General features: G+C 40.0%; 25 protein-coding genes. 4 read left to right on the plus strand and 21 right to left on the minus strand.

The window, feature by feature from the left end; genetic code table 11:
* Positions 1-153: 153 nt before the first annotated feature.
* The 3 genes from HX005_RS04150 to HX005_RS04160 form a co-directional block, all read right to left on the minus strand.
* On the minus strand, positions 154-1785 hold the full coding sequence (locus tag HX005_RS04150) for a long-chain-fatty-acid--CoA ligase (protein ID WP_286376395.1): 1632 nt from the start codon (positions 1783-1785) through the stop codon (positions 154-156).
* A 608-nt stretch (positions 1786-2393) separates the two neighbouring features.
* The gene (locus HX005_RS04155) at positions 2394-4229 is read right to left on the minus strand and encodes a DUF1302 domain-containing protein (protein WP_353621993.1); all 1836 of its coding nucleotides are present in this window, start codon (positions 4227-4229) and stop codon (positions 2394-2396) included.
* A gap of 172 nt (positions 4230-4401) precedes the next feature.
* A complete protein-coding gene (locus HX005_RS04160; protein ID WP_286376396.1) occupies positions 4402-4998 on the minus strand; it encodes an RBBP9/YdeN family alpha/beta hydrolase in 597 nt (198 codons plus the stop codon).
* Positions 4999-5298: 300 nt separating this feature from the next.
* Here HX005_RS04160 and HX005_RS04165 point away from each other — a divergent pair, with 300 nt between their 5' ends.
* Positions 5299-6309, plus strand: a complete 1011-nt coding sequence (locus HX005_RS04165) for an AraC family transcriptional regulator (RefSeq protein WP_107006645.1) — start codon at positions 5299-5301, stop codon at positions 6307-6309.
* A 133-nt stretch (positions 6310-6442) separates the two neighbouring features.
* On the opposite strand, the gene HX005_RS04170 is transcribed toward HX005_RS04165, so the two are convergent.
* The 7 genes from HX005_RS04170 to HX005_RS04200 form a co-directional block, all read right to left on the minus strand.
* Complete coding sequence (locus HX005_RS04170; RefSeq protein ID WP_286376397.1) at positions 6443-7450, minus strand: YeiH family protein; 1008 nt, start codon at positions 7448-7450, stop codon at positions 6443-6445.
* Positions 7443-7769, minus strand: a complete 327-nt coding sequence (locus HX005_RS04175) for a Rieske (2Fe-2S) protein (RefSeq protein ID WP_286376398.1) — start codon at positions 7767-7769, stop codon at positions 7443-7445. Before HX005_RS04175 ends, HX005_RS04170 begins: the two co-directional genes overlap by 8 nt.
* Positions 7766-8416, minus strand: a complete 651-nt coding sequence (locus tag HX005_RS04180) for a DsbA family oxidoreductase (RefSeq protein ID WP_286376399.1) — start codon at positions 8414-8416, stop codon at positions 7766-7768. Before HX005_RS04180 ends, HX005_RS04175 begins: the two co-directional genes overlap by 4 nt.
* Positions 8417-8420: 4 nt before the next feature.
* Positions 8421-9755, minus strand: a complete 1335-nt coding sequence (locus HX005_RS04185) for an MFS transporter (RefSeq protein ID WP_286376400.1) — start codon at positions 9753-9755, stop codon at positions 8421-8423.
* Between the two features lie 130 nt (positions 9756-9885).
* Complete coding sequence (locus HX005_RS04190; protein WP_107006640.1) at positions 9886-10935, minus strand: beta-keto acid cleavage family enzyme; 1050 nt, start codon at positions 10933-10935, stop codon at positions 9886-9888.
* A 64-nt stretch (positions 10936-10999) separates the two neighbouring features.
* Positions 11000-11848 (minus strand): TauD/TfdA dioxygenase family protein, encoded by an 849-nt coding sequence (locus HX005_RS04195; protein ID WP_107006639.1) that lies wholly within the window; start codon positions 11846-11848, stop codon positions 11000-11002.
* 24 nt (positions 11849-11872) lie between these two features.
* Positions 11873-12859 carry a quinone oxidoreductase family protein gene (locus tag HX005_RS04200; protein WP_286376401.1) on the minus strand — a complete coding sequence of 329 codons (987 nt, stop codon included), beginning with the start codon at positions 12857-12859 and terminating at the stop codon, positions 11873-11875.
* 409 nt (positions 12860-13268) lie between these two features.
* On the opposite strand from HX005_RS04200, the gene HX005_RS04205 reads away from it, so the two are divergent.
* From HX005_RS04205 to HX005_RS04215, 3 genes are all read left to right on the plus strand, one after another.
* Positions 13269-14150, plus strand: coding sequence for a LysR family transcriptional regulator (locus HX005_RS04205; RefSeq protein WP_286376402.1), 882 nt, complete (start codon positions 13269-13271; stop codon positions 14148-14150).
* A 138-nt stretch (positions 14151-14288) separates the two neighbouring features.
* The gene (locus HX005_RS04210; protein WP_286376403.1) at positions 14289-14993 is read left to right on the plus strand and encodes a CoA transferase subunit A; all 705 of its coding nucleotides are present in this window, start codon (positions 14289-14291) and stop codon (positions 14991-14993) included.
* A 3-nt stretch (positions 14994-14996) separates the two neighbouring features.
* Positions 14997-15644 (plus strand): 3-oxoacid CoA-transferase subunit B, encoded by a 648-nt coding sequence (locus tag HX005_RS04215; RefSeq protein ID WP_286376404.1) that lies wholly within the window; start codon positions 14997-14999, stop codon positions 15642-15644.
* Positions 15645-15759: 115 nt separating this feature from the next.
* Here the strand turns inward: HX005_RS04215 and HX005_RS04220 are convergent, their stop codons facing one another.
* From HX005_RS04220 to HX005_RS04270, 11 genes are all read right to left on the minus strand, one after another.
* The gene (locus HX005_RS04220; RefSeq protein WP_286376405.1) at positions 15760-16401 is read right to left on the minus strand and encodes an ATP-binding cassette domain-containing protein; all 642 of its coding nucleotides are present in this window, start codon (positions 16399-16401) and stop codon (positions 15760-15762) included.
* A 4-nt stretch (positions 16402-16405) separates the two neighbouring features.
* Entirely contained in the window at positions 16406-17089 is a 684-nt protein-coding gene (gene modB, locus HX005_RS04225; RefSeq protein WP_286376580.1) for a molybdate ABC transporter permease subunit, read from the minus strand.
* 18 nt (positions 17090-17107) lie between these two features.
* Complete coding sequence (modA, locus tag HX005_RS04230) at positions 17108-17866, minus strand: molybdate ABC transporter substrate-binding protein (RefSeq protein ID WP_286376406.1); 759 nt, start codon at positions 17864-17866, stop codon at positions 17108-17110.
* A gap of 38 nt (positions 17867-17904) precedes the next feature.
* A complete protein-coding gene (locus HX005_RS04235) occupies positions 17905-19131 on the minus strand; it encodes a molybdopterin molybdotransferase MoeA (RefSeq protein WP_286376407.1) in 1227 nt (408 codons plus the stop codon).
* Entirely contained in the window at positions 19131-20054 is a 924-nt protein-coding gene (moaCB, locus tag HX005_RS04240) for a bifunctional molybdenum cofactor biosynthesis protein MoaC/MoaB (RefSeq protein ID WP_107006631.1), read from the minus strand. Before moaCB ends, HX005_RS04235 begins: the two co-directional genes overlap by 1 nt.
* Before the next feature lie 61 nt (positions 20055-20115).
* Positions 20116-20610, minus strand: coding sequence for a molybdenum cofactor biosynthesis protein MoaE (locus HX005_RS04245; protein WP_286376408.1), 495 nt, complete (start codon positions 20608-20610; stop codon positions 20116-20118).
* Between the two features lies 1 nt (position 20611).
* Complete coding sequence (locus HX005_RS04250; RefSeq protein WP_286376409.1) at positions 20612-20863, minus strand: MoaD/ThiS family protein; 252 nt, start codon at positions 20861-20863, stop codon at positions 20612-20614.
* 7 nt (positions 20864-20870) lie between these two features.
* On the minus strand, positions 20871-21878 hold the full coding sequence (gene moaA, locus HX005_RS04255) for a GTP 3',8-cyclase MoaA (protein WP_286376410.1): 1008 nt from the start codon (positions 21876-21878) through the stop codon (positions 20871-20873).
* A gap of 42 nt (positions 21879-21920) precedes the next feature.
* Positions 21921-22538, minus strand: coding sequence for a molybdenum cofactor guanylyltransferase (gene mobA, locus HX005_RS04260; protein ID WP_286376581.1), 618 nt, complete (start codon positions 22536-22538; stop codon positions 21921-21923).
* 56 nt (positions 22539-22594) lie between these two features.
* Positions 22595-23422, minus strand: coding sequence for a formate dehydrogenase accessory sulfurtransferase FdhD (fdhD, locus tag HX005_RS04265; RefSeq protein ID WP_502872721.1), 828 nt, complete (start codon positions 23420-23422; stop codon positions 22595-22597).
* 22 nt (positions 23423-23444) lie between these two features.
* Entirely contained in the window at positions 23445-25829 is a 2385-nt protein-coding gene (locus HX005_RS04270) for an FdhF/YdeP family oxidoreductase (RefSeq protein ID WP_286376582.1), read from the minus strand.
* Positions 25830-25979 lie beyond the last annotated feature (150 nt).

Here is a 25979-nt window from a genome sequence, read left to right on the forward strand (position 1 = left end):
TTTGTAATGGTTTTTCCACTTCCAGTGCTTGTCTAAATCTTAAGCCTGCAGACGTTTCTTGTGTCATATTCCTTTCCTTGATCATTTGTTCAATGTTTTAAAACCAAGTGTTTTGGCACTCTATTTTGAATCAACATTTTGCAAATAAAATACTCACTCAGTTTCCAATAAAACTGATCCATACATTTCACGTAAATCTTTCTTTAAAATCTTACCTGTGCCACCAATTGGAATTGCATCAACAAAAATCACTTTGTCTGGAATTTGCCATTTGGCTATTTTGTTATGGTAGTAGTCCAATAGATCTTGTTCTGTCACAACGCCATGAGCAGATTTTTTTGCAATCAATACAGGACGCTCATCCCATTTCAAATGCGTGGCAGCAATGACCGCGACCATGTCGATGTCAGGATGTGCAATTGCAATATTTTCAAGCTCGACCGATGAAATCCATTCGCCGCCCGATTTAATCAAGTCTTTGGAACGATCTGCAATATTCATATAACCATCTTGATCTAAAGTAGCGATGTCGCCTGTATCAAACCAACCATCTGTTGTAAGCGCAGATCTATCTTGACCAAAGTAGGTATCGACAATCCAATGCCCTTTAATCTGTAAATTACCTACACTACTTCCATCACGTGTGATTTCTGTCGTGCCATTTTCCTGTTCACAAATCCGTAATTGCACACCATAGGGCGGACGTCCCTGTGACAAGCGTACTTGATCTTGTGCGACATCATCCAATTGCGCATGTTTGGCTTTAAGCTGATTGATTACACCCATCGGGCTTGTTTCTGTCATGCCCCATGCATGAATGGTTACACATTGATATTTGTCTTTAAAGGTTTTAATCATTGAAGGTGGACATGCTGCACCGCCTACAACATTGCGTTTTAAACTGCTCAGTTGACTGCCCAATTGCTGTGCTGCATTGAGCAAACCTTGCCAAATGGTCGGCACACCTAAAGCAGTGGTCACCTGAAAATCATCAATCAGATTGACCAGACTTGCGCCATCGAGCATTGGACCCGGCAATACCAGACTTGCTCCAACCATTGCTGCGGCATAGGGTGTGCCCCATGCATTGACATGGAACATTGGCACGACAGGTAAAACACGATCATTTGCAGATAAGCAAAATGAATCAGGTAAGCAACTTGCATAACTGTGCAAAACAGTTGAGCGATGGCTATACAACACACCTTTAGGGTTCCCTGTTGTACCTGAGGTATAACATAATGAACTCGCTGAATTTTCGTCTAGTTTTGCCCATTCAAATTGTTCAGGTTGGGGCTGAATCAGATCATCATAGAACTGAATGTCAGGGAAAATTTGAGCAATCTCTGCATCATAAGCATCCAAGCAAATGAATTGTTTGACCTGTGGAATGCTGTCTTTAATTGACAAGACTAAATTGACAAAAGTCTTATCAAAAATCAGCACTTGGTCATCTGCATCATTGATAATAAAACTGAGTTGCTCAGGGAACAGGCGTGGGTTAATGGTGTGACAAATCAAGCCACTGCCTGACACCGCATACCAAGTTTCCAAATGACGATGGTTATTCCATGCAATCGTTGCCACCCGATCACTTGCAGCTAAATTCAGTGTTTTTAAATAATTGGCAAAGCGTTTTGAATTTTGGGCAATCTCACCCCAAGTTGTTTCAGTGATTGTGCCATTGGTATTTTTTGAAATAATGGCAGTATCTGCATGATAAGTTTGCGCATGTTCAATTAAGCCACTGATCAGCAAGGGCTGAAACATCATATTGCCATACATGGAAAATATCCTTATTTCCGAATTCGCAGAAATCAATTTTTTTAAATTTCAGTGTCAAAGCACTGTGAGTATGTTTTTTAAATTAGCTGATTTTTTCTTTTATTTTTTATCATTTGACGACTCGAATTTATCTTTTCGACACATTTCGGTGCTTTTTTAGGAGGTTTTTTGGTAATGTTCTAAAATCTATACTGATTTTTATCAATAAAGAAACCTGTAGAATATTATTTCGCACTGCCCCATTTATATTGCAAAATTCAAACTCATTTGCGTAGGCAACATCTTACTTTTTAAGGATGAGGAATATATTCCGCAAGGTAACAAAAATCCTTTGTTGGGCAAAAGGGATATCACCCTTGCCCAACGGCGACATCCATGTCGCCTGCGATAGCATCACTTCGTTAAGTTTAATTTTATGCATTGCATTAGAATTTAATGTAAAGCTTCATCAGTATACATTTGAAATACAAAAATATTTTTATAGCATAAAATCTTATAAATTAATTTTCCCACTAAACACAATGTATGCATTAGCCATAAAAATACCTTATTCTCTATTTAGAAAATAAGGCATCGAAAAATTAATCTAAGTATAAATGGTATAAATTTTAAAACTGCATTTTAAAGACCAAAGATGCAAAATCACGATCATCCAATACACTAAAATCGTTATTGCCAAAAAAGTTGGTATAGGAAAGTTCAGTCACATATTTCTTCTGATAAGTTGCAGAAACGCCTGCACTGAGCGCCATTTGCCCTTCCTGAAAGTTAGGACCATAGCCTTTGACATCGTGGCGGAACATCAGACTTGGTGAAACTGTGGTATCTGCAAGCAAGTCATTATAATTCAATGCACCACGTAAACGGTAACCTGCTGACCATTCCTCAAAAAAGCCCTTGTCATTACAATACTTGGCATTTAAATCACGGATTTCAGCATCTGACAGTTGCGCAGTTTTTGGCGAAATACAATAGGTTTCGACTTTGTCAGGATCATAAGCCGCTGTGGTTAAACCACTACGTCCAAATGCTCCACTACGTCCAAAATGGTATTGATCTGTATCGCCAATGTGATTAACACCCAATTCACCCACCAACGATAAAGCACTTGCGCCTAAAACATTCGGAATTGCTGTTGCAGCTCCCAAGGTAAACTGTGTAACGGGGACTTCTGCAAAACCATTAATTCGTTGCCCTAATTTTAAAGTTTCACCCGGTGCTGTGATCGGTGTGTCGTTATACAATGCCTGTGCATAGACCATATCAGTACTGTTAAAGTGCAATGGCATGTTTGGCTTATAATTTAACTCACTGAAAATAGACGTTTTCCCGAATTTTCCTGCGAAACTTAAACCATACATTTCAATGTCTTCAGGATAAACAGATAAAATGCGTGCTGTATGATAATTGGCGGCTCCCGGCTCAGACACCACCACGCCATCAAAATGCATCATTCGACTATGATAATTGGCATAATACGCTCCGATTTCAGCATTGTTTAAACTTGGAATCGTGTGTTTAATCGCAAGACCATATTGACCACTGTTCTTGGCATATTCACTTGGTAAACGTGCCACAGTAAAGTCTAAAGGTCCATTCATTGCCTGATCAGAAGTAAAGCCCGGACCACTGATGAGTAAAGGACCACAATTTTCTGCAAAGACATCGGAGACCTCAAAGAAAGTTCCACAGCCATCGACAACCGATGGTCGGAATTTGAACTGATAAAAACCTTCCACTTTGGTTTTATCGCTCAGACCTGCCACAAAAGAGAACATCTCTACAGGAATAATACGTTCTTTGACATCTCCACCCGGGCGGTTAAATGCAGCATAATCAAAGGCACTGACAGAGTTGATGCCATTATGAAAAAACTGAGATTTCCCCCAATTTAAAGCATGTTTACCTAACTTCAGGTCTAAACTGCGATCTTGATCAAATTTAAAATTTTTCCAAATATAAGCATCCCAAAGATCAATGCCTTTGAACTTCACCAAACGAGACCAAGCCGAATCATCAAAGCTTGTAAAATCGCCTTTACCTGTTTCATAAGCATGGTCATACCAATATTTGGCACTCAACACAGCGCCCTGATCTTTACCATTTAAGCGAAATTCAGTTAAACCTTTAATGACCTGTGAAATGGCATCTCCTTTTTCAAAGTTGGCACGTCCATTATCACCATTAATGTCAATACTTGAACCGTCTTTACCGATACTCATGGCATCAGGTTTATATAACAATGCTCCGTCAGGATCGGCTGTACTCCAACTTTGCCCAATACTTAGACTTGTATTGCTTTCGAGTTTCCAATCTTCATTTAAGTCAAAACTCACTGCTGAAGCCTGAGACATCAGACACGCCAAGCCCACGCTTGCACAAAGTTGAGTCAACTTAAAAACAGGCAATTGGATATTTTTACAGGTGAAAAAATGACGAACCATATCATCTCCCTATCGATATGATGTGTTTTAAATTATTTTGCTGTGATCGTCCTGATCATCAACAAAACCATAAATTGTTGTTGTATAAGTCTTTTTACTGCATGAATATTTAAATCAATACATCTTTGGCATCGGCTTAAAATGAATTAAACCGATGCAGTTTTAAAAATATTTAGGATGCTGAAACGACAGGCTGTTGCAGGCGATCCAACTCAGCAATAAACTGAGTCGCTGCTGACCAAGGTCCAAAACCTGAGGCAGGATTCATATGTCCGACTTGACCTAAATTGACCAACTGACTGCCCCATGTTTCAGCCATCGCTGTGACGGCTTGTAGACTTGCCAAATAATCATTGTCACTTGCAATTACAATGCTTGGAAATGGTAAAGCTTGTTGTGGCAAAGGCTCCCATCCTTCCTGACGCAAACTCTCAGGACTTGGATAATTGTCCGGCCAATCCTGATTTAAGTCGGGTGGTGTGACCAATAACGCGCCTTGAATCTGTGTCGATGTATGCTGAGCTGCCCAATGTACGGTCATGAGTACACCTGCGCTGTGTGCCACCAAAATCACAGGACCATCAATCTGATCAAGTTCTGCCTGAATGCGTGCCACACGATTGGCACAGCTCAACTTATCGGTTTCTGCGGGAGGGACTGAACGGACATGGCTCAATTGTTTGGCTAAATGAGTTTGCCAATGTTCTTCCACATGATCACGCAAACCGGGAATAATTAAAATGGTTGCCTTTGTGTCGATTTTTTCCATCTTTACACCTTGAGCATCATGCTCGTTGAGGACAATAATTGATCGCAAATCTTCATCCACAATAAAGGCTCGGTTTGTGCAAAAATGCACTTCAGGCGACAGTCATTTTTCATTTCATGACACATTGTATAAATCAATTAATTTCAATAAAGAAAACTGAAAATTTATATTTATATAAAAATCAATAAATACAGTCAGATGGTGTAACTAACGATGAATAGGGACTTTCAGAAACATGCTAATTTGGTTATAAATATACTGTTCATCAGGATGATGAAACCAAGAATAAGGAGATAATTAATGGTGCCTTTGGTGCATAGCACAGTTTTAAAAAATTATGTTGGCGTGATGCAACAATTAGAGCTGAACGCGTACCATTTATTATCCAATGTCGGTCTGAATCAAAATCAGCTCAGTGACAGTAAACAGCGTATTCCTGTAGAAAAAGCCATCGATTTATTGGAGCAATCTGCCCGTTTGAGTGGTTGTGATGTGTTTGGTCTGTATATGGCAGAACAACGTGAATTGTCTGACTTTGGTGAACTCAGTCTATTACTCAGTTATCAGCATAATTTACGTGATGCGCTGAACACGATTAATCGTTATCGTAATTTACTGAATAATTCGCTCGCACTTTATATTGAGGAAGTCGGTAATACGGTGATTATCCGAGAAGAAATTGTCACCATGAATTCGGGCTATAGCCGTCAATCCATTGAGCTTGCCTTGGGCATTACGCATCGTTTATGTGCTGCCTTACTTGCCAATAAATGGCGTCCACTCAGCATTCATTTTACCCACAACGCACCACAGGACTTGTCGGTACATCGTCGGATTTTTGGTTGCACGCTCGAATTTGGCAGTGAATTTAATGGCATTGTCTGCACCACACATGACTTGGATACGGCAAATCCTCAAGCCAATCTTGCCATGGCAAATCATGCTCAGCGTTATCTCGATATTTTGCCAAATAATGGTGAGTCTTCGATTATTTTTGATATTCGCAAAAGTATTTACCTGTTGTTGCCAATGGGACGTGCCACCATTGAGCAGGTTGCGATTACGCATGGGGTAAATGTACGTACCTTACAACGTCGTTTGGAAGCGGTTCAAACGAGTTTCAGCGATCTTGTGAATGATGTACGGCGTAACCTTGTTTTCCGCTATTTAAAAAATTCCAATTATTCATTGGGTCAAGTCTCTGATATTTTAGGTTATTCCATGCCGAGTTCATTTACCCGTTGGTTTATCAGTCAGTTTGGCATGGCGCCAATGACTTGGCGTAATATCAATAAAGCCATTTTGGAATAATCAATCTAACTATAAAAGTAAAAGGCTTTCAATCCATGTTGAAAGCCTTTTTTATTACATTTCAATGATATTTAATCCTCATCTTCTCCAAAAGAAGAAGGGATTGACCATACTCATTTCTCTATCAGATCAATTAGAACAACCAATGCATCAAGGTCAATACCAATAAAATCAAGAATACTGTTTCACCAATCATCAATAAAATCGGTTTCATTCCCACAGAAGCCAATTCTTTCAATTGGGTTTTCATGCCTAGCGCACTGATCGCAATCACCAGACACCAACGAGATAAATCATTTAAACCTGTTTGTACTATTGTTGGCACCCAACCCGTACTATTAATACACGCCAATACTAAAAAACCCACTGCAAAAAATGGCAATAAAGGCGGACGCTCTCCCGTGGAGTCATTGCCCTGCATACGGGTAATCATGGCTGCACAAAGAATCACAGGCAACAACATCGCAACACGCATCAGCTTTACCACCGTTGCAGTGTCACCCGTTTCAGTCGACATGCTATAACCTGCACCCACCACTTGTGCTACATCATGAATGGTTGCACCTAAAAATACACCTGCTTCAATTGGTGACAAATTTAACCATTTGGCAATCATGGGATAAACAATCATGGCGAGCGTGGACAGCGCAGAAACACCGATCACTGTAAATAAAGTCGCCTTTTCTTTTTGCGGATGATTTGGCAATGCAGCAGACAGTGCCAAAGCTGCCGAAGCGCCACAAATCGCTGTTGCACCACCTGTCAGCATGCCAAAAAACTTATTAAAACCAAGGGTTTTTGCCGCAATCACTGAGGCTGAAATGGTGATAGCAACCAAACTGATCACCAACACAATCGGTTGCCAACCAAGTGCGGTAATTTGCCCTAAAGTAATCCGCATGCCAAGTAAGGCAATCCCGATACGCAGCACCGTTCGAGCAGTAAATTCAATGCCTGCCTTGCACTTACCATCAGCAGAAAGGAAGTTCAGCCCCATTCCCAACAATAAGGCAAATAACATGACAGGAGCGCCATAATGTTCCGATAAAAAACAGGCTGCTGCTGCCACAACGGCACTGACAATAAAACCGGGTAAAAGTTCTTTACTACGTTGATGGGCATTCATGAGCGCATTAGCCATGTGCCTCTCCTGAATCCAAAACAATAAACACCTGACCCTCAACCTGTTCAACAGGATAGGAAGCGACTTTCATGTGCGTAGAATTGAGTAAATAACCACTTTCCAAATCAAAACGTAAACCATGCGCACAGCACTGAATCACCTGACCTTCAAGTTTTCCACCAAATAAAGAAGCGCCTTGATGCGGACAACTGTCATCAATCGCATAAAGTTTTTGATCGACATTAAACAGCGCAACAAACTTTTCCCCAAGCTGTAAAAAACTCCGTTGACCTATGGCGGGAACTTTTTCATGAGGTACCTGAAAACGTAAACTCATACACACTGTCCTTGTGTTTCAAGTGCATCCAACATGGCTTGATACAGCACCGCAGCAGGCTGTGCACCTGCCATGGCAGAACTGCCATCAAAAACAAAATATGGCACCCCTTTGCCGCCTGTATTGGCAGATACAAAGGAAATATCGGTTTGATTTAAAATCGGGCTGACTGTTTCTTCGGCAATGCCACAATACACCGCAATTTTCTGCAATGTCACAGGATCACTGATATTTTCTGAATGATGAAAATAAGCGGAAAATATACCTTCCAACAAACGATCCTGCTGTTCAGGACTCATACGTCGGGCAGCATTTTTAAAAAAATGATGTGCTTTTGCGGTATTCGGCATGCGTGGAATACGTTCAAAATCAATCTCCACCCCAACAGCCTGTGCTGCCTGACGCACTTGAGCCTGACGCATTTTGACCGCAGTGCTTGTACCCAGACGTTGCAAATAAAATGCTTTAAATGGAATACCTTCTTCCGCAATATGCGGCAATAACTGCACACCGCGCCAATGCAGATTCACCGTGACATCGGGATGACTCTGTTGTAATAAATAAATTGCTTTTTGCAATTGGCGCTTTCCAATCAGGCACCAAGGGCAAATAAACTCAAAAAAGACATCAATATTTAAATTACGCATATTTTTACGCATCCAATTTCTGTTGCTGTGTTGCAGTTGGAGGCAGTAAGCCTTGTTTCGTTAAACGCTGAAGATCATGGTGATAATGGCGTTTTGCATAGAAAAATACCGCAGCGGACAAGATACTCATGAGTGGCATCAGCTGAAATGCATCATGCAGACCCACATGATCCGATATTTTCCCAATCACCAAAGGACCTAAAGCCATACCCAATAGATTATTGGCAATGGTTAATGTGGCAAAAGCAGAACTATGCACTGAGGTATGTGTGAGGTTTGCCACCATCGCAGTGGATGGACCATTGGTTCCAATCACAATAAAAATGCCAAGACACAGTAAAATCAGTTGCAATGTTCCCGCAGGCAGAGCAAAAGCAAGAGAAAGCAACAGGCAACTGCCTAAACAAAAAGTAATTGCCAGACTGGTTTTTCGATCTGCACGTTCACGTCCCAGACGGTCACATAACATGCCGCAAATGATCGTACCTACTGCGCCACCAAGCACAATTAATGCCGCCAAAATACCTGCTTTATCGGTTGGCATAGCATAGTAACGATTGAGATAACTCGGCATCCAGACAATGATTGCACCTGCAACAAAGAGCTGTAAGCCACTGCCAATATAGGTTGCAACCACTGTTTTAGATGTGTACAGGGTTTTCAAGGCATTTTTAACTTTCAGCGGTTTTTGTTCAGTGTTGTAAGCTTGCCCTGTAGGGTTGATTTTTTTCTCTTTCACCACTATCGGGTACAAAATGGCAAGCACCAAACCAAAAATAGCCATGCCAGCAAATGCCCAGCGCCAGCCAAAATGTTCAGCCAATACGCCGCCCAATGCCATACCTAAGAATGAACCACACATACCGCCAGCCATAAAGGCACTGGCTAAGGTTGCACGCATTTCCCGTGGAAACGCTGCCATAACCACAGCAATACCCACACTACCATAGGCTGCTTCACCAACGCCCACCAAAAAACGGGCTACAAACATGTGATGATAACTTTCAGCCAAGGCACAACCCAAAGTTGCTAGGCTCCACAGCACAGCCATAAAGGTTAAACTTTTGATACGACCAAAACGATCTGCAAGAAAAGACAATGGCAGTGTCAATAATCCGACCATCAAAGCCACAATACCACTCAACCAACCCAGCTGGCTGTCCGTCAGTGCCCATTCAGCTTTTAATAGGGGAAAAACGGCATTCAGCACTTGTCTGGACATATAATCCGAAATCAGTAAACCAAATGTCAGTGCAAAAACAATCCATGCATAGCGACGTGAAACACCGACTGATGAATCAACAGCAGTGGCTTCAGCTGTATAATGATGCATACCCATGCAACCTCCTTGTGTATTGTTATAATTCTTTCACTTTAATCATCAAAGGATTACGCTTGAAAATCAAAACGTAATCCCCTAGTTTTTGCACAAAATCTGAGTTAAAAACTCCATTTAACTCAAAATTTGATTAACGCTGTGGTACGCCTTTTTGACCCGCTTTGCGGTTTGGCGCCATACCATTCGCCAATAAGGTTTCTTCAATGGTGTCGTACTGTACACCAATACGGTAAATTTCACGTGCTTCTTTACCATTTGCCACTTCACGACCTAACTCATGTGCAATACGCACCGTCTGCTTAATCTGCTCAACCGAAGAGAAACGCTCACCTTTATGATCAATAATCGTGTCTTCATTCCCCACACGGGCATGTAAACCCATTGCCATTGAGATGGTATTCAACGGTAAAACATTCTTCAGCAATGATTCAGAAGTTAAGGTACAACCATCTGGTACACGATGGACAAAATTGAAGAAGTTGAATGGATTTGGACCATCAAAACCACCACCAATTCCAATCCATGTCAGGTTCATTGGTCCTTTATATAAGCCCTTGCGTACAAGACGCTCCAGGGTTTCCAATCCGTGCATTCCTGTCAGCTGGAAATGTGGTTGAATACCATTGGCAGCCAGACGTTTTAAATGTTCAATCAGCCATTCAGGACCCGCAGGAACTGTCATTTCAGCATACGCTGCTTGAATGGCAGGATGTTCAAGTGAAGTACCTTTTAAATATTCTGGATATAACAGTTCCATAATATTCATTTGCGTGGTGTTGACCGCCACAGTGACCTGATCTGGCTTAGGATCAAGTTCTGCCAGTTTATGACGTGTGTCATCACTCAGCCACACTGCCGCTTCACCTTCAGTTTCTGGTGCAAAAGAAATCGAACCACCCACCTGAATAATCATGTCAGGCACTGCGGCACGAACACCTGCAATCAGTTCATTGAACTTAGACAAGCGTTTTGAACCTTTACCGTCCAACTCACGCACATGCAAATGCAGTACACTTGCACCGGCTTCATAGCAGTCGACAGCTTTCTGGATTTGCTCTTCCATCGTAACGGGAATGTCTTCAGGGAAATCTTCTGGCATCCACTCTGGACCATACGGCGCAACCGTAATAACCACTTTTTCCATGTTTTCTGGGTGCAAAGAATCATCAAAAAATTGCATGTGCATCTCCTATGCATTTTTAAACTAAAGGTAAATATTTGAATTTAATGGATGGACTGCAAGATCAATAAGTCGCATCACCAATAATGCCCGCGCGCTCCATTTTGCGATGACAGGCTGGATAATCCATCACGGCATAATGCTGAGTACTGCGGTTGTCCCAAATCGCAATACTGTTCGGCTCCCAGCTCCAACGCACCTGATATTCAGGGATGTTGGCTTGTGTAATTAAATAACGCAGCAGTTCGCCCGCACCTGGGTTGGCATCCTGACCAAAACGTACACGTTCCTTGGTGTGGTAATTACTGAAATGGGTTGCAAAAGCATTGACATACAGAATTTTTTCGCCTGTTTCAGGATGTGTACGCACCACTGGATGCTCTGCATCGGGATACTGTGCTTTGAGTGCCAAACGTTTTTCAATGGGCATGGCTGCACCAAAACTCGCCTCAATACTGTGATAGGCACGTAAATCTGCAATTTTGGTTTTAATTTCCTCAGGCAAATTTTCATAAGCCATCACCATATTGGTCCACATGGTATCACCACCGACAGTTGGGCATTCCACACAGCGCAGCACTGCCCCCATAGGTGGAATCTTGCGCCAGCTCGCGTCGCTGTGCCATGAGTTTTCATAGCGATCAATCGGGCTGTCTGGGCTTTTATAAATCTGTACCAAACCCGGATGATCAGGATGACTACCTACGGCTGGATGGTCTTCCAATTGTCCAAAACGCTCAGCAAAAGCCACATGTTCTGCACGAGTAATATCTTGATTTCTCAAAAATAGAACACGATGTTTCAGCAGATTTGAACGAATTTCAGAAAATAAAGCATCATCGTGAATGGCATCTGCCAAATTAACGCCATGTAGCTCTGCACCAATACTGCAGGTTAATTGTTCAACTTGCATAAGAAATCCTTTTCAACCACAAATTTAAATCACAAAAATAGACGAGCCAGTTGTTTTACGTGCTTCAAGGTCACGATGTGCCTGAACTGCATCCTTGAGTTCATAGCGTTGGTTAATTTCAATTTTGATACGACCACTTGCCACATGATCAAACAATTCATCTGCAAGCGCTTTTTTCTCAGCAGGATCAGCAATGTAATCTGCCAATGCAGGACGAGTAATAAATAAAGAACCTTTCATTGCCAGTAATACAGGATTAAACTCTGCAATCGGTCCTGAGGCTGTACCCACACATACCATCAGACCACGACGTTTCAATGAATCAAGCGATGACATGAAAGTATCTTTACCAACACTGTCAAATACGACATTGACCCCAACGCCATTGGTGAGTTCACGAACACGTTCTGCCACATTTTCATGACTATAATTAATGACATGATCACAACCATGCGCACGGGCAATCGCAGCTTTCTCTTCTGAAGAGGTCGTACCAATTACGGTTAGGCCCAATAATTTCGCCCATTGTGAAACGATAAGCCCTACACCACCTGCTGCGGCATGCAATAAAATGGTATCGCCAGCTTTAAAGTCATAAATACGACGCATTAAATAAGCTGAGGTTAAACCACGCATCGTCATTGCTGCGGCTGTTTCACAGGAAATACCTTCTGGTAATTTGATCAGGGCATTGGCAGGCACTAAGCGTTCTTCGCTATATGCGCCCAAAGTATTGATAAAACCGGTATAGGTCACACGATCACCCACGGCTAAATCTGTAACCCCCTCACCCAGTTCTTCAATAATTCCCGATGCTTCGACACCCATCCCATTTGGCAGTGGAATCGGATAAGTCCCATTACGGAAATAGGTATCTGCATAGTTCAGACCCACCGCCACATGACGCAGACGAACTTCTCCTGCTTTGGGTGTACCCACTTCAACCTGTTCAAGTGTTAAAACGTCTGGTGTTCCGATTTCATGAAAGCGTACTGCTTTGGTCAGTGTCATTGTCCTTTCCCTATTTTGCTTATTTTAAGTGCTCAGTGCATAGAGCAAAACTACAATACTCTGCCTGAATGCCCTTTACATTTCATGACACCTACTTGTCATTTTGCGACATTTAAATTTAAGTATTTCTGATGAGCTCATTGAAAAAAATGCTTTAGGAAAATGACGAAGCTTAAAAAAATGAAGTGTGTTATTTGTAAACCCATGCAGTTTGATTTTTGAAATGCATTTATGTTTAAAAAAAAAATACTTAGGCTATTTAAGTAAAATCATATAAAAGTCTTCACAATAAATCGTCTCTTTAGAGCTATTTATAAGATTTAATATCAGTTGAATTTTCTTTTAAAATAAACATGAAGATCGGACTACAATACAACACACATACTTTTTAAATGGCTTGAAATTTATTATGACACTCAAACAACTCAAAGCCTTTTTGGTGCTTGCCCGTGTTTTAAATTATGCCAATGCCGCTGATGAACTGTGCCTGAGTCAGTCCGCCTTGAGTTTGACCATTAAAGCTTTAGAAGAAGAATTGGGCGGAAAATTATTTAAACGTACCACTCGCCTGGTCAATCTGACCCCTGAGGGACAATCCTTAATTCCCTATGCCAAAAAATTGCTCGCCAATTGGGAAGACATGGAAAAAGATGTCAAACAACGATTTCAGTTGCATCGTGGCAACTTAAATATCGCCTCCATGCCTTTCGCCACGCATACCGTTTTACCTGCGATTTTGCATGAATTTTCCAGGCAACATCCGAATATTAATTTTTCCATTCATGATGTGCCCAATGAAAAAATTATTGAAAAAATTCAAGATGGTATATTTGAAATTGGGATTTGTTTTGAATCGCCATTTCATCATCAACTGGTGTTTGAACCTTTGTTTAAAGAAGACTTTGTCGCCGTTGTTCCCAAAGATCATCCTCTGGCACAACATCCATCCATCAGTATGGCAACGCTGTGTAGTTACCCATTTGTGACTTTACAAAAACCATCCATCATTCGTCATGTGATTGAAGAATGCTGCATACAAAACAACTTGGTTTTGAACTTGAAACTGGAATGCCATCAGATCAGTTCGCTGTCCCATTTTGTTGCCTATGGCATGGGCGTCAGTGCAATTCCACGACATTTTCAGCAATTTATTGATTTAAAAAATAATGTCATCGTTGAAATCACTGAAGGCAATGTACAGCTCGATTTAGGCTTGATGTATAAAAAAGATACGGAACTTTCACATATTTCTGCTCAGTTTATTGAAGTCATTACTGCATATTCATTTTAAAAAAACTGCATGCATTTACACACAGCTTAATCCATTTTGCTGATTAATGAGTTTTGCTCATTAATCCTTTAAATCTTTCAATTTCTCATGTGCTTGCTGCAATGCTAATAATAACTAAAAGGACATGGAGTCAACACAATGAATAAAATGGTTGCCAATGCACACGTTGCTTTAGCAGATTTGGTCAAAGATCAGCAAACAATTGCGGTTGGCGGTTTTGGCTTATGCGGTATTCCTGAGGTTTTAATTGACGCTCTGATGGAAACTGGTGTGACAGGCTTAACCTGTATTTCCAACAATGCAGGTACAGACGGCATAGGCTTAGGAAAATTACTCGCAAGCAAACAGATTAAAAAAATGATTTCATCTTATGTCGGTGAAAACAAAGAATTTGAACGTCAGTTTTTGCAAGGCGAACTTGAAGTTGAACTGACACCACAAGGCACATTAGCCGAAAAACTCCGTGCAGGGGGTGCAGGTATTCCTGCATTTTATACCCAGACAGGCGTTGGCACGCTGATAGCAGAAGGCAAAGAAGTCCGTGAATTTGATGGAAAACCTTATATTTTAGAACCATCACTCACCGCTGATCTTGCGTTGGTCAAAGCCTATAAAGCGGATAAAGCTGGCAATCTGGTGTTCCGTAAAACGGCACGAAATTTTAACCCTGACTGTGCTATGGCAGGAAAATTCACCATAGTCGAAGTGGAACAGATTGTGGAAATTGGTGAAATCGACCCTGATGATATTCATTTACCCGGTATTTATGTCAACCGAATCGTACTCAATACCAACCCTGAAAAGCGCATTGAACAAATGACCTTAAAAGCAGTGGAGGCTTAAGACATGGCTTGGACACGCAATGAAATGGCACAACGTGCCGCACTTGAACTTGAAGATGGTTTTTATGTCAACTTGGGTATTGGTCTGCCGACGTTGGTTGCCAATTATATTCCTGAAGGCATTAATGTGTGGTTACAGTCGGAAAATGGATTACTTGGTATTGATGAATTTCCAACGGCTGAAACAGTCGATGCAGACTTGATCAATGCAGGTAAACAAACTGTCACTGCTCGTCAGGGAGCTTCATTTTTCTCAAGCTCTGAATCTTTTGCCATGATCCGAGGTGGTCATATCAATATTGCGATTTTAGGCGCAATGGAAGTTTCTGAAACAGGTGACCTTGCCAACTGGATGATTCCCGGCAAAAAAGTCAAAGGCATGGGCGGTGCCATGGACTTGGTGGCAGGTGTTAAAAAGGTGGTCGTTCTGATGGAACACTGCGCCAAAGATGGCAGTCCAAAAATCGTGCCACAATGCACTTTACCTCTAACTGGACAAGCTGTGGTCAGTCGAATTATTTCTGACTTAGGCGTGATTGATATTACCCCACAAGGTTTGAAACTGATTGAACTTGCCAAAGACGTTAGTCTTGCTGAAATACAGGCTGCAACAGGTGCAAGTTTAAATATTGAAGATTTAAAAGTTGCATAACTTTTACAAATCATCCGATGTTTTACCGATCTTATCCCTCTTTTTTTTAAAGTAGGGATAAATCATATTTTGCTCAATAATTTTCATAACCTTAAAATAAAATGAATACCGCAATTTAAATTTCTGATATCGCATTTTGTCCAAGACGAATCACTTTTGCCTTTAAAAAAGTCAGCTCCTCATGCTGATGTGTTACATAAATCATGGGTAAATCAATCTCATCTTGTATCTTTTTTAAAAAAGGTAAAATTTGTTGTTTTAAATAAGTATCTAATCCTGTTAAAGGCTCATCCAATAATAACAACTCTGGCGATGACAATAACGCTCGACCAATCGAAACACGCTGCGCTTCCCCACCCGACAATTGATGTGCTTTACGAGTTAATAGTTTTTCAATTTCTAATAATTCTACAATCTGCTCAAAGCTAAATTTACGTTGCGATGCTGTTAAACATTTTTCTGCATAGACTAAATTTTGTTGTACATTCATATGGGGAAATAACAACGCATTTTGAAAAACCAATGCAATTTTTCGTTGATGCATTGCAATATTAATCTTCCTTTCACGGTCAAACAGCGTTTGACCATTAAATTGAATAAAACCCACACTTGGTTGCAATAAACCCACTAAACACTTTAGAAAGGTACTTTTTCCACTGCCTGAAGCACCGACAATACCCAGTAATTTTGTATGTTGTTCCATTTTAATTTTCAAGTGAAAATCAGCATATTGATATTCAAAATCACAACGCAACATAAACTTAGCCTTTTAGTTTTTGCTGATATTTTTGTAAAATAAAATAATTCGCAATCAAAGCACTCAATGCTAAAACTAACGACAAAACCACTAAACGGATCGCCATTTGTTCACCTTCCGCTTGTTGTAAAAAAGAATAAATCGCTATCGGAATGGTTCTGGTTTCATCAGGAATATTCCCCACAAAAGTAATGGTCGCACCAAACTCGCCTAAACTACGACTAAAACATAAAATGCTGCCAATCACGATACCGGGTAATGCTAAAGGTAAACTAATCGTTAAAAACACTCTTTTCGGACTTGCACCCAAACTGCCTGCAATCTGTTCAAACTGTTGATTAATCAATTGAAAAGATAAACGTATCGGTTGCACCATTAATGGAAAAGCCACTATCATTGAAGCTAGAACAGCACCTTTCCAATTAAAAGCAAGCTCAAAACCGATTTGATGTAAATAGCGCCCAATCCAACCATGTTGACCAAATAAAACCAATAATAAATAACCCAATACAACAGGTGGCAATACCATTGGCAACTGTAACAAAGCCTCAACGATAAACTTTAATTTAAAATCATAACGCGCTAAATACCATGCCAAAGCCACCGCAAAAGGCAAACAAAATAGCGTAGCAAATAAAGCAACTTTGGCAGAAAGATAAAGCGCGCTGAGTTCTTCTGAACTTAATATCATCATCATTTGCGCTATTTATTGGCTTAGGCTAAATCCATATTTCTTAAATATCATTTTTACTCGGATATTGGTTTTAACAAATTTTTCAAATTGGCGTGCTTCAACATTTTTTACACCTTGTTGTGTCAGCGCAAGAGGATAAATAATGGCATGATGTGAATCTTGCGGTAAAGTCCCAATAACTTTCACTTTAGAACTAATCAAAGCATCTGTTTTATAAACAATTCCCACATCACACTCACCTCGTTCAACAAAGGTTAATGCAGCACGCACATCGTCTGTTCCCACAATACGACCTTTTAAGCCGTCTAACCAATTTAGATAAATCAAACTTTGTTTGGCATATTTTCCTGCAGGTACAGACTCCATTTGTCCAGTACATAATTTCCCTTGAAATGATTGTGCAAAATTAAAATTTGCTTGTGGTTTAAACGTAATCTTTAAATTTTTTGGGCTAATCACGACCAATTGGTTATACAGCAAATCTTGTACATTATTTTCAGAAATGACATTTTTTTGAATTAAATACTTCATCCAATCCACATCTGCGGAAAAGAACAGATCACTTTTCGCTCCTGCTTCTTGCTGTTTTGCCAAAGTAGATGACGCGCCAAAGACAGTGATCACTTTAGATTGTGGATGAAGGCGCTCATAATTTTTTGCAATTTCAGTCATTGCATTGGTCAAACTTGCAGCCGCATAAACTCGCACAGTATCTGCTTGACTCAGCGAACTCAATGTAAATAAAAGTCCTGTCAGCAATAATTTTTTCATATGTATACTCATATTTATGATGATTGAGCATTTCAGCTCTAAATAAAAATACCTTGCACAATCTGCCCTGCTTTCGGTGTTTGCCCCGCAAGAATGCGAACTAAGCAATTGGCTTGCATTAAATTAGTCAACATATGTGACTGCTGTTTAGATAAACTATTTACTGTTAAAGTTGCTTGTTCAAACTGCGCTGTCATTCTTAAAAAACGATCTCTGGCATCTGCTTTTAAATCGTGCTTCAACACAGCATTAAACCATTTTAAATCATGGGCTTGACCTTGTAAGGCTTGAATGAGAGTAGCCGTATAAATCTGCATCCCCACATAAACCGCAGCAGGATTTCCCGGTAAACCTAACAGATAGCAAGGGGCTTTTTGCGGGCGTTCTTGTTTTGCAAAAAACATCGGCTTCCCCGGCTTTTGCTTTACTTTCCAGAAAATTTGCTCAAAACCTAAGTTTAATGTGACTGGACGAATAAAGTCATAATCACCAACTGACACGCCGCCTGTAGTCAAAATCACATCATGATCTTTTGCTAAATCTTGTAATAATGTTTTGACCGCATGTTCTGTATCAGCAACATGAAAAATTTCGACCTTTTGATGATGTTGTTGAAACCACGCTTGAATCAGTGGTGCATTGGCATCAAAAATTTTACCCGATTCTAAATCTTCAACATTGACAGCAACTTCATCACCTGTAATCACGACTGCAATTTTGGGATATTGAAAAACCCGAACTTGTTGTATACCCGCCATACTCAGCGCGGCAATTGCACCAATAGTCAGTTGCTGTCCTCGCTGTGCGAGGCATTGCCCGACTGCAATTTCTTCCCCTTGATCACGTGTATCTGCATGCAGTTTTAAAGTTTCTGTGAGTTCAATTTTTTGATTTTCAATGATTTTAATAATTTCTTGTCGTGCAATTGTTGTCGTACCTTCGGGTATTTGAGCACCTGTAAAAATACGTATTGCTTGACCTTGTTTTAACTGAAGCTCACTGCGTTGACCTGCTTTAATTTCACCTAAAAGTTCAAACTGACACCCTATTTCAACCGTACCATTTGAACAAAGTGCGTAACCATCTACTGCACTTTGCGCAAATAAAGGCAAATCTATACTTGAATAGAGATCTTCGGCTAAGTAACGATTCAGTGCTGAATGAAGCACTAATTGTTCTATTGCTAAAGCTTGAGTATGACTTGAAATCAATGCCAAAGCTTGCTCAATACTGATCAAACCTGACTCTGCACCACATGCTGACATTATTGATAACCTCCTGCATGTGGAATATTTTTTTGTACATCAAATAAATGCACCAAGGCAGGTAAAATTGCGGTCAATGACTCTTTCGCGCCCTGACGACTTCCCGGCAAGGTAATCACTAAACTTTGTTCAATATAACCTGCGACACCCCGACTTAAAGCAGCATAAGGCGTACGACGTTGCCCAAAACTACGTGAAGCTTCCATTAAACCCGGAATTTCACGTTTTAATAAAGGTTGTAAGGTTTCTACTGTCAAATCTTTAGGACCTAAGCCTGTGCCACCTACTGTTAAAATCAAAGGATATTGATTTTTTTGCTGTTCAATCAGTGCCAATAATTGTTCTGGTGAGTCTGGAATAACTTGATAATGAATCTGGCTAAAATTGGCTTCTTCTAAAATTTCTAAAACATTTTGCCCTGCTGTATCTGGTTTTTTCCCTGATGCGACAGTATCAGAAAGCACAATAATTGAAGCAGACAAAGACTCCTTCAATACACGAGTAAAATGCGATTTTCCACCTTTCTTTTTCTGTAATTTACATTGGTCTAAACATAAGTCTTCAGGTTCACAATGTGGTTTTAACATATCATACAGTGTCAAACCTGCCAAACTGACTGCGGTCAAAGCCTCCATCTCAACCCCTGTAGGACCGATCGTTTCAACTGTTGCAATAATTTCCACATGCTTTTCATGCAGTTCAAAATCGACATCAGCGCGATAAATCGGTAAAGGATGGCAAAGTGGAATCAGTTCATCTGTACGTTTTGCCGCAAGAATTCCTGCAATACGTGCTGTTTTTAAAGCATCGCCTTTTTCTGTATTTCCCTGTCTTAATAATTCAATACAATGCGGTGGTGCATGCAAAATCCCTGTTGCAATTGCGATGCGATAACTCTCAGCCTTCATACCCACATTTTTCATTTATTTATCCGTACTTTTATTTGCTTTACATATATGCTGTTTTTAGATTGTTGGTCTACATTCATCCATGTTCATGATGTGAATGTGCTTGATGTTGATGAGTTTGCTGTACATGCTGCTCATCATAGTCTTTGCGAATACAACAACCTGAAACAAACTGATGAGTACCATCTGTATAAAATTCTTCTTTCCATACAGGCACTTCGTGTTTAACACGCTCGACTGCTTCTTCACAAGCGGCAAAAGCTTCACGACGATGCGCCGCATAAGCAATCGCAATAATGGCTTTTTCTCCAATTGCCAAATACCCAACTCGATGAATTACCCTGACATATTCCACTTGATATTTAATTTGAATATCCAGTTCAATTTGTCGAATCATCTTCTCTGCAATCGGTGCATATGCCGTGTATTTTAAAGCCTCTACACTACGTCCTTCATGGTGATTTCGCACTGTCCCAATAAAAATACCGATTCCACCACAACGAGGAAATTGCTCAATCACTGCAAAATCATTCATATCTAGCGGTGTATTTTGAATACGAGCAAAAGTCATTTCATCCTCCTGCGACAGGTGACAACAGCACTAAAGTACAATCGCGCTCTAGCAAGGCTTGACGTGCGATTATCTCATCACCAATTGCACATGCACATTTTTGAATCGCTTGTTCAGCTTGAGGGTACTGGCGAATCACTTCTTCCAGTACCTGTTCTACTTGAAGTGATTGTTTCACATCCATGTCTATCATTAACGCGCTAGGTAAAAACTGAGTCACTGCACCATAAGCTTCGATTTGAACTTTGATCATCACTAATTTATCCCCCTAACATATGCATGGTAATTTTACGTGATTGTTGTTTTGCCTGAATTTCATGAAAACCTGCTGCTTTATGCCAAATATACTGTTGAATCTTTTGCGTTAATTCTGCTGTCGCCTGTATGGTTGGCTTATGTTGCCAAGTTGAAATTTCATCTTTTAATGACAAACCATGAGTTGCAAACAAACAATTATAAAGTTCACCATTTGCAGTCAAACGGATACGATCACAAGCACCACAAAATGAATGACTAATGGTTGAAATAATTCCAATGACATAATTTGAATCTAAATGATAATAACGTGCAGGTTCATGATTTTGAGGAATTGCATCTATTCGATATTTTTCAGCCACCACATTTAATATGTCTTGTTCTGTGACCACTTCATGGCGATGCCATTTTGCATCACCATCCAAAGGCATATATTCAATGAACCGTAGCATGATCTGTTTTTGCTGTGCCCATTCAATCAAGGGCAAAATTTGTGAGTCATTGATCCCTTTCATCAACACAGTATTGATTTTAACTTTTAGCCCAACGTCTAAAGCTTGCTCAATTCCTGCAAGTACAGGTGCTAAACGACTTTTCGTCATCTGCTGAAACTGTACTGCATCTAGACTATCTAGGCTGATATTAATATCATCCAAACCTGCATTTTTAAGTGCTTGTGCATATTTTTTAAGATAATGCGCATTACTTGTCATCGCAATACGTTTTAAACCTTGCAACTTTAACTGTTGTAATTGTTGAATAAAATGAACAATTCCTTGACGCATCAGCGGCTCGCCGCCTGTAATACGAATATGCTCTATTCCGCCTTGTACCATCAATTCACAAAACTGATATAAAGACTCAAAATCCAAAAGATGCTTTTTATTCATCCATTCAGGATGTTCAGGCATGCAATACTGACATTTAAAATTACAACGATCTGTGACTGAAATTCTCAGTTTTCTTTTTTCTCTTCCGAATTGGTCCACCCAAATGGAGTTCATCCTTTGCATGAGCAATTTCTCCAATCCTGATTTTCATAATGATTCGTATGTTCAACTCAGATTAAACGACGAAAGTTGTTGATATTGTTTCAATTCATCCATTGAATTGAGGCTATGTAGATAATTGTCAGCTTGTTCTATACAAAGTGCTTTGCCATTCAGCAACTTAAAACTATGCTTCAAACTACCTTGCTGTTGTTGCATTTGGTTTTTAAGTACCTGTAATGCCTCACGCTTCATTAAACAAAACGGATATAAAGCATCTTGATTAAACTGCACATACACCACAGCACTATTGCTAAACTGCTCAAGCCGTAAATGAAGTTTTTGCAAAATATCTGTTGGAATCTGTGTAATATCACACGGAATAAACAATACATAATCTGCTGTTGTATATTGCCAAGCACTTATCATGCCAATTAATGGACCTAAAAATCCTGTACTTTCATCTGTAAAACACGCAATATTTTTCTCAATTTTTTGATATTCCTCATCATCCCGATGACTATTGACCCAAATTTTGGCAACATCTTGCCGAAAATGCTGACAAATTTTCTTTAACTGGATTTGCCCATCAAAATTCATTAATAACTTATTTTTCCCTTGCATGCGTTGAGCTTGACCACCCGCCAAGATCACTAAATCGGTTTGAGGAAAATCAGTTTTCAACATTGATTTTATTTCATTATTAATGTTTTTTAACATTTAAAATCAACCCTCTACGGCTAAGTCAAATGAGGCAGTTGGGTATAGACTGAAAAACGCTGTTCACGACAAAAGCTTGCTAAAGTCAATCCAGCTTGCTGAGCTAAATCAATCGCTAAACTACTGGGTGCAGAAATGGTGGCAAGCATGGCAATATTGAATTGCACACATTTTCGAATTAATTCATAACTGGCACGGCTGCTCATCAGTACAAAACCTTGTGTAACATCAATCTCATGTTTTGCCATATAACCCAAAAGCTTATCTAAAGCGTTATGTCGTCCTACATCTTCGAATAATGCAATAACGATACCATCTTTAACCCATGCGGCAGCATGTGCTGCACCTGTTAAACTGCCAAGTACTTGTTTATCATTAAATTGATCAATTGCCGATTCAATTTCGCTGAGCCATTTTTCATTCAACTGAGTGCTCACAACAGGTAATCCAAGCTGTAATTGTTGTAAGCTTTCAATACCACATAAACCACAACCACTACGCCCAGTCATATTACGACGTTGCTGTTTTAATAAAGCGAAGGCTCGCGAAGAAATCGTCATTTCGATGCTAAAGCCTTCTTCATGCTGTTGTATTTCTATGGCATATAACGCGCTTAAGTCAGAAATAATTCCTTCTGACAAACTAAAACCAATTGCAAACTCTGTTAAATTTACTGCGGTCATCATCATCACAACATGACTAATTCCGTTATAAACCAAAGCGACTGCAACTTCTTGTAAAATATGTTCTTGTTTATAAAATATTTGTTGGTCACGATATTGCTCAACAGGATACAATCGTGCCCCTTTCAGTTGTTTTGACTGTTGCGATACAGCTTGCCCATGCATCTCATCACTCAATATCTGCATATCAACTCTCCAATGCAGCTGGCTCTAAATTAGTTGAATCCGTTGGTGCAGAAGTTGGATGCAAGATCACAGGAATATTTTTTGAAGCAGGGATTTTGGCACGTTGATCATGGCTACTCAAAGCGACCAGTGGGTTCGTTTCTGGATAATATGCACCCAAACAACCACGTGGAATATCATATGAAACTATTCTGAACTGGTGGACGATACGCTTTACACCATCAGAAAAAATACTCTCAATATCAACATATTGATCTGCAACCAATCCAGCCTCTGCAATATCCAGTTGATTCATAAATAGTACGCGTCGTAAACCAAACACACCACGATAACGATCATCAAGTCCATATAAAGTTGTGTTGTATTGATCATGAGAACGCATGGTCATGAGGGTATAGACTTTTTGTTGTTGATATTGCGCACTAAATTGATGCTCTGTATCTTCATACACTGCTTTTAATGGCGTGATCATAAATTGGGCTTTACCCGTTTGCGTACGCCAATGATGAATATTTGCAGGATGCTCCAAATGGAATCCACCAGGTTGATACACTCTTTGATTAAAATCTTTAAAATCATCAAAAACTTCTGCAATCGCATCACGTATACGATCATAACTTTCAATATACCAACGCCATTTTATGCTACTGTTCGCTAAGACTTTTTCAGCCAAACGCGCCACGATATCAGGTTCTGAAAGTAACATTTCTGAAGCAGGCTCATTACGCCCTGCGGATAAATGTACATTACTCATCGAATCTTCAACTGAAATCGATTGCTGCCCATGTACTTGTACATCTAATTCAGTTCTTCCCAGACATGGCAAAATTAATGCCTCTTGACCACAGGTTAAATGGCTTCGATTTAACTTTGTTGCTACATGTGCGGTCAATTCGCACTGCTTCAGTGCATAATGCGTAAAGTGTGTATCAGGCGTTGCTTCTGAAAAATTCCCTCCCATCGCAAAAAAGACTTTAATGCGTTTTTCTGCCATGGCTTTTATACTTTCTACCACGCCTAAACCATGTTTACGTGGAAATGGTGTTGCAAAAACCTGCTCTAATCGATCTAACAAAGCATCTGAAGGATGCTCATTAATCCCCATTGTACGATCGCCTTGCACATTACTATGACCACGTACAGGACACGCTCCAGCACCTTGACGCCCTATATGACCACAACTGAGTAGTAAATTACTTAACATATGGATATTGGCAACCCCATGACGATGCTGTGTCATCCCCATGCCCCAACAAAAGATAACGCGTTTGGCATCTTTAAACATCTGTGCAAGTTGCTGTAATTCTGGCTCAGTTAAACCTGTATGTGTATGAATATCTTGCCATGCAGTTGCAGCAACTTCTTGTAAGATTTCATCAAAATATGCAGTATTTTGGACAATAAAAGCTTCATCAAAAATCGTCGCTTGTCCCGATTTTTTTGCTTCTTGATCCCACTCATATAAATGCTTCAACATTCCCATTAAAACCGCATAATCCCCTCCAATTTTTGGTTGGAAATAATTACGACTAATCGGAGTGCTGCTATTGGTGATCATTTCCAATTTATTTTGCGGATCTTGAAAACGCTGTAATCCTCTTTCTTTCAAAGGATTAATTGAAATAATATTCACACCACGTTTATAAGCAGCACTCAAAGTGCTTAACATTCGTGGATGGTTCGTACCGGGATTTTGCCCAAAGATAAAAATTGCATCGGTATGTTCAAAATCTTCTAAAGTCACAGTGCCTTTACCTAGACCAATGGTATCGCCTAAACCAACACTGGTGGCTTCATGGCACATATTGGAGCAGTCTGGAAAATTATTGGTTCCAAAACTTCGCACAAAAAGCTGATATAAAAAAGCGGCTTCGTTACTGGTACGCCCTGATGTATAAAATGCGGCTTGGTCTGGATGCGCTAAAGCATTTAGTTTTTTTGCGACAAGTTTAAATGCAGCGTCCCAACTGATGGGTACATAATGGTCTGTCTGTGCGTCATAGTACATTGGCTCAGTCAAACGACCTTGTGATTCTAAAAAATAATCACTTTGTTGCTTTAACCATGACACTGAATGTTCAGCAAAAAACTGAGCGTCTACACGTTTACTGGTGGCTTCAAAAGCGATTGCTTTTGCACCATTTTCACAAAAATTAAACGTATGCGTATGTTTTTGCTCTGGCCACGCACACCCCGGACAATCAAATCCAGTAGGTTGGTTTGCATTAAGTAAAGTAATTGCACCTCTTGTGACCACTTCTTGTTTTTTTAAATTACGGGCAACGCTTAATAATGCACCCCAACCACCCGCAGCATGATGATAAGGTTCAATTTTAGAATAGACGCTAACTTTAGTACTTTCACTGATTTGCTCATCATGTTGCATCATAACTTTCCCTGTTTAATTTTGTTTTAACTGATGAATTTAACAACTACCTATTTTCTATGCAGACCATAACTCAATAAAAAATCATCTGAACTTTGCTTGATTCTATCCATAAATACTGAGCAAAATTTATCTGACTACAAAATACCC

Source organism: Acinetobacter sp. R933-2 (genome assembly GCF_030325485.1).
Classification (GTDB): Bacteria; Pseudomonadota; Gammaproteobacteria; order Pseudomonadales; family Moraxellaceae; genus Acinetobacter; species Acinetobacter sichuanensis.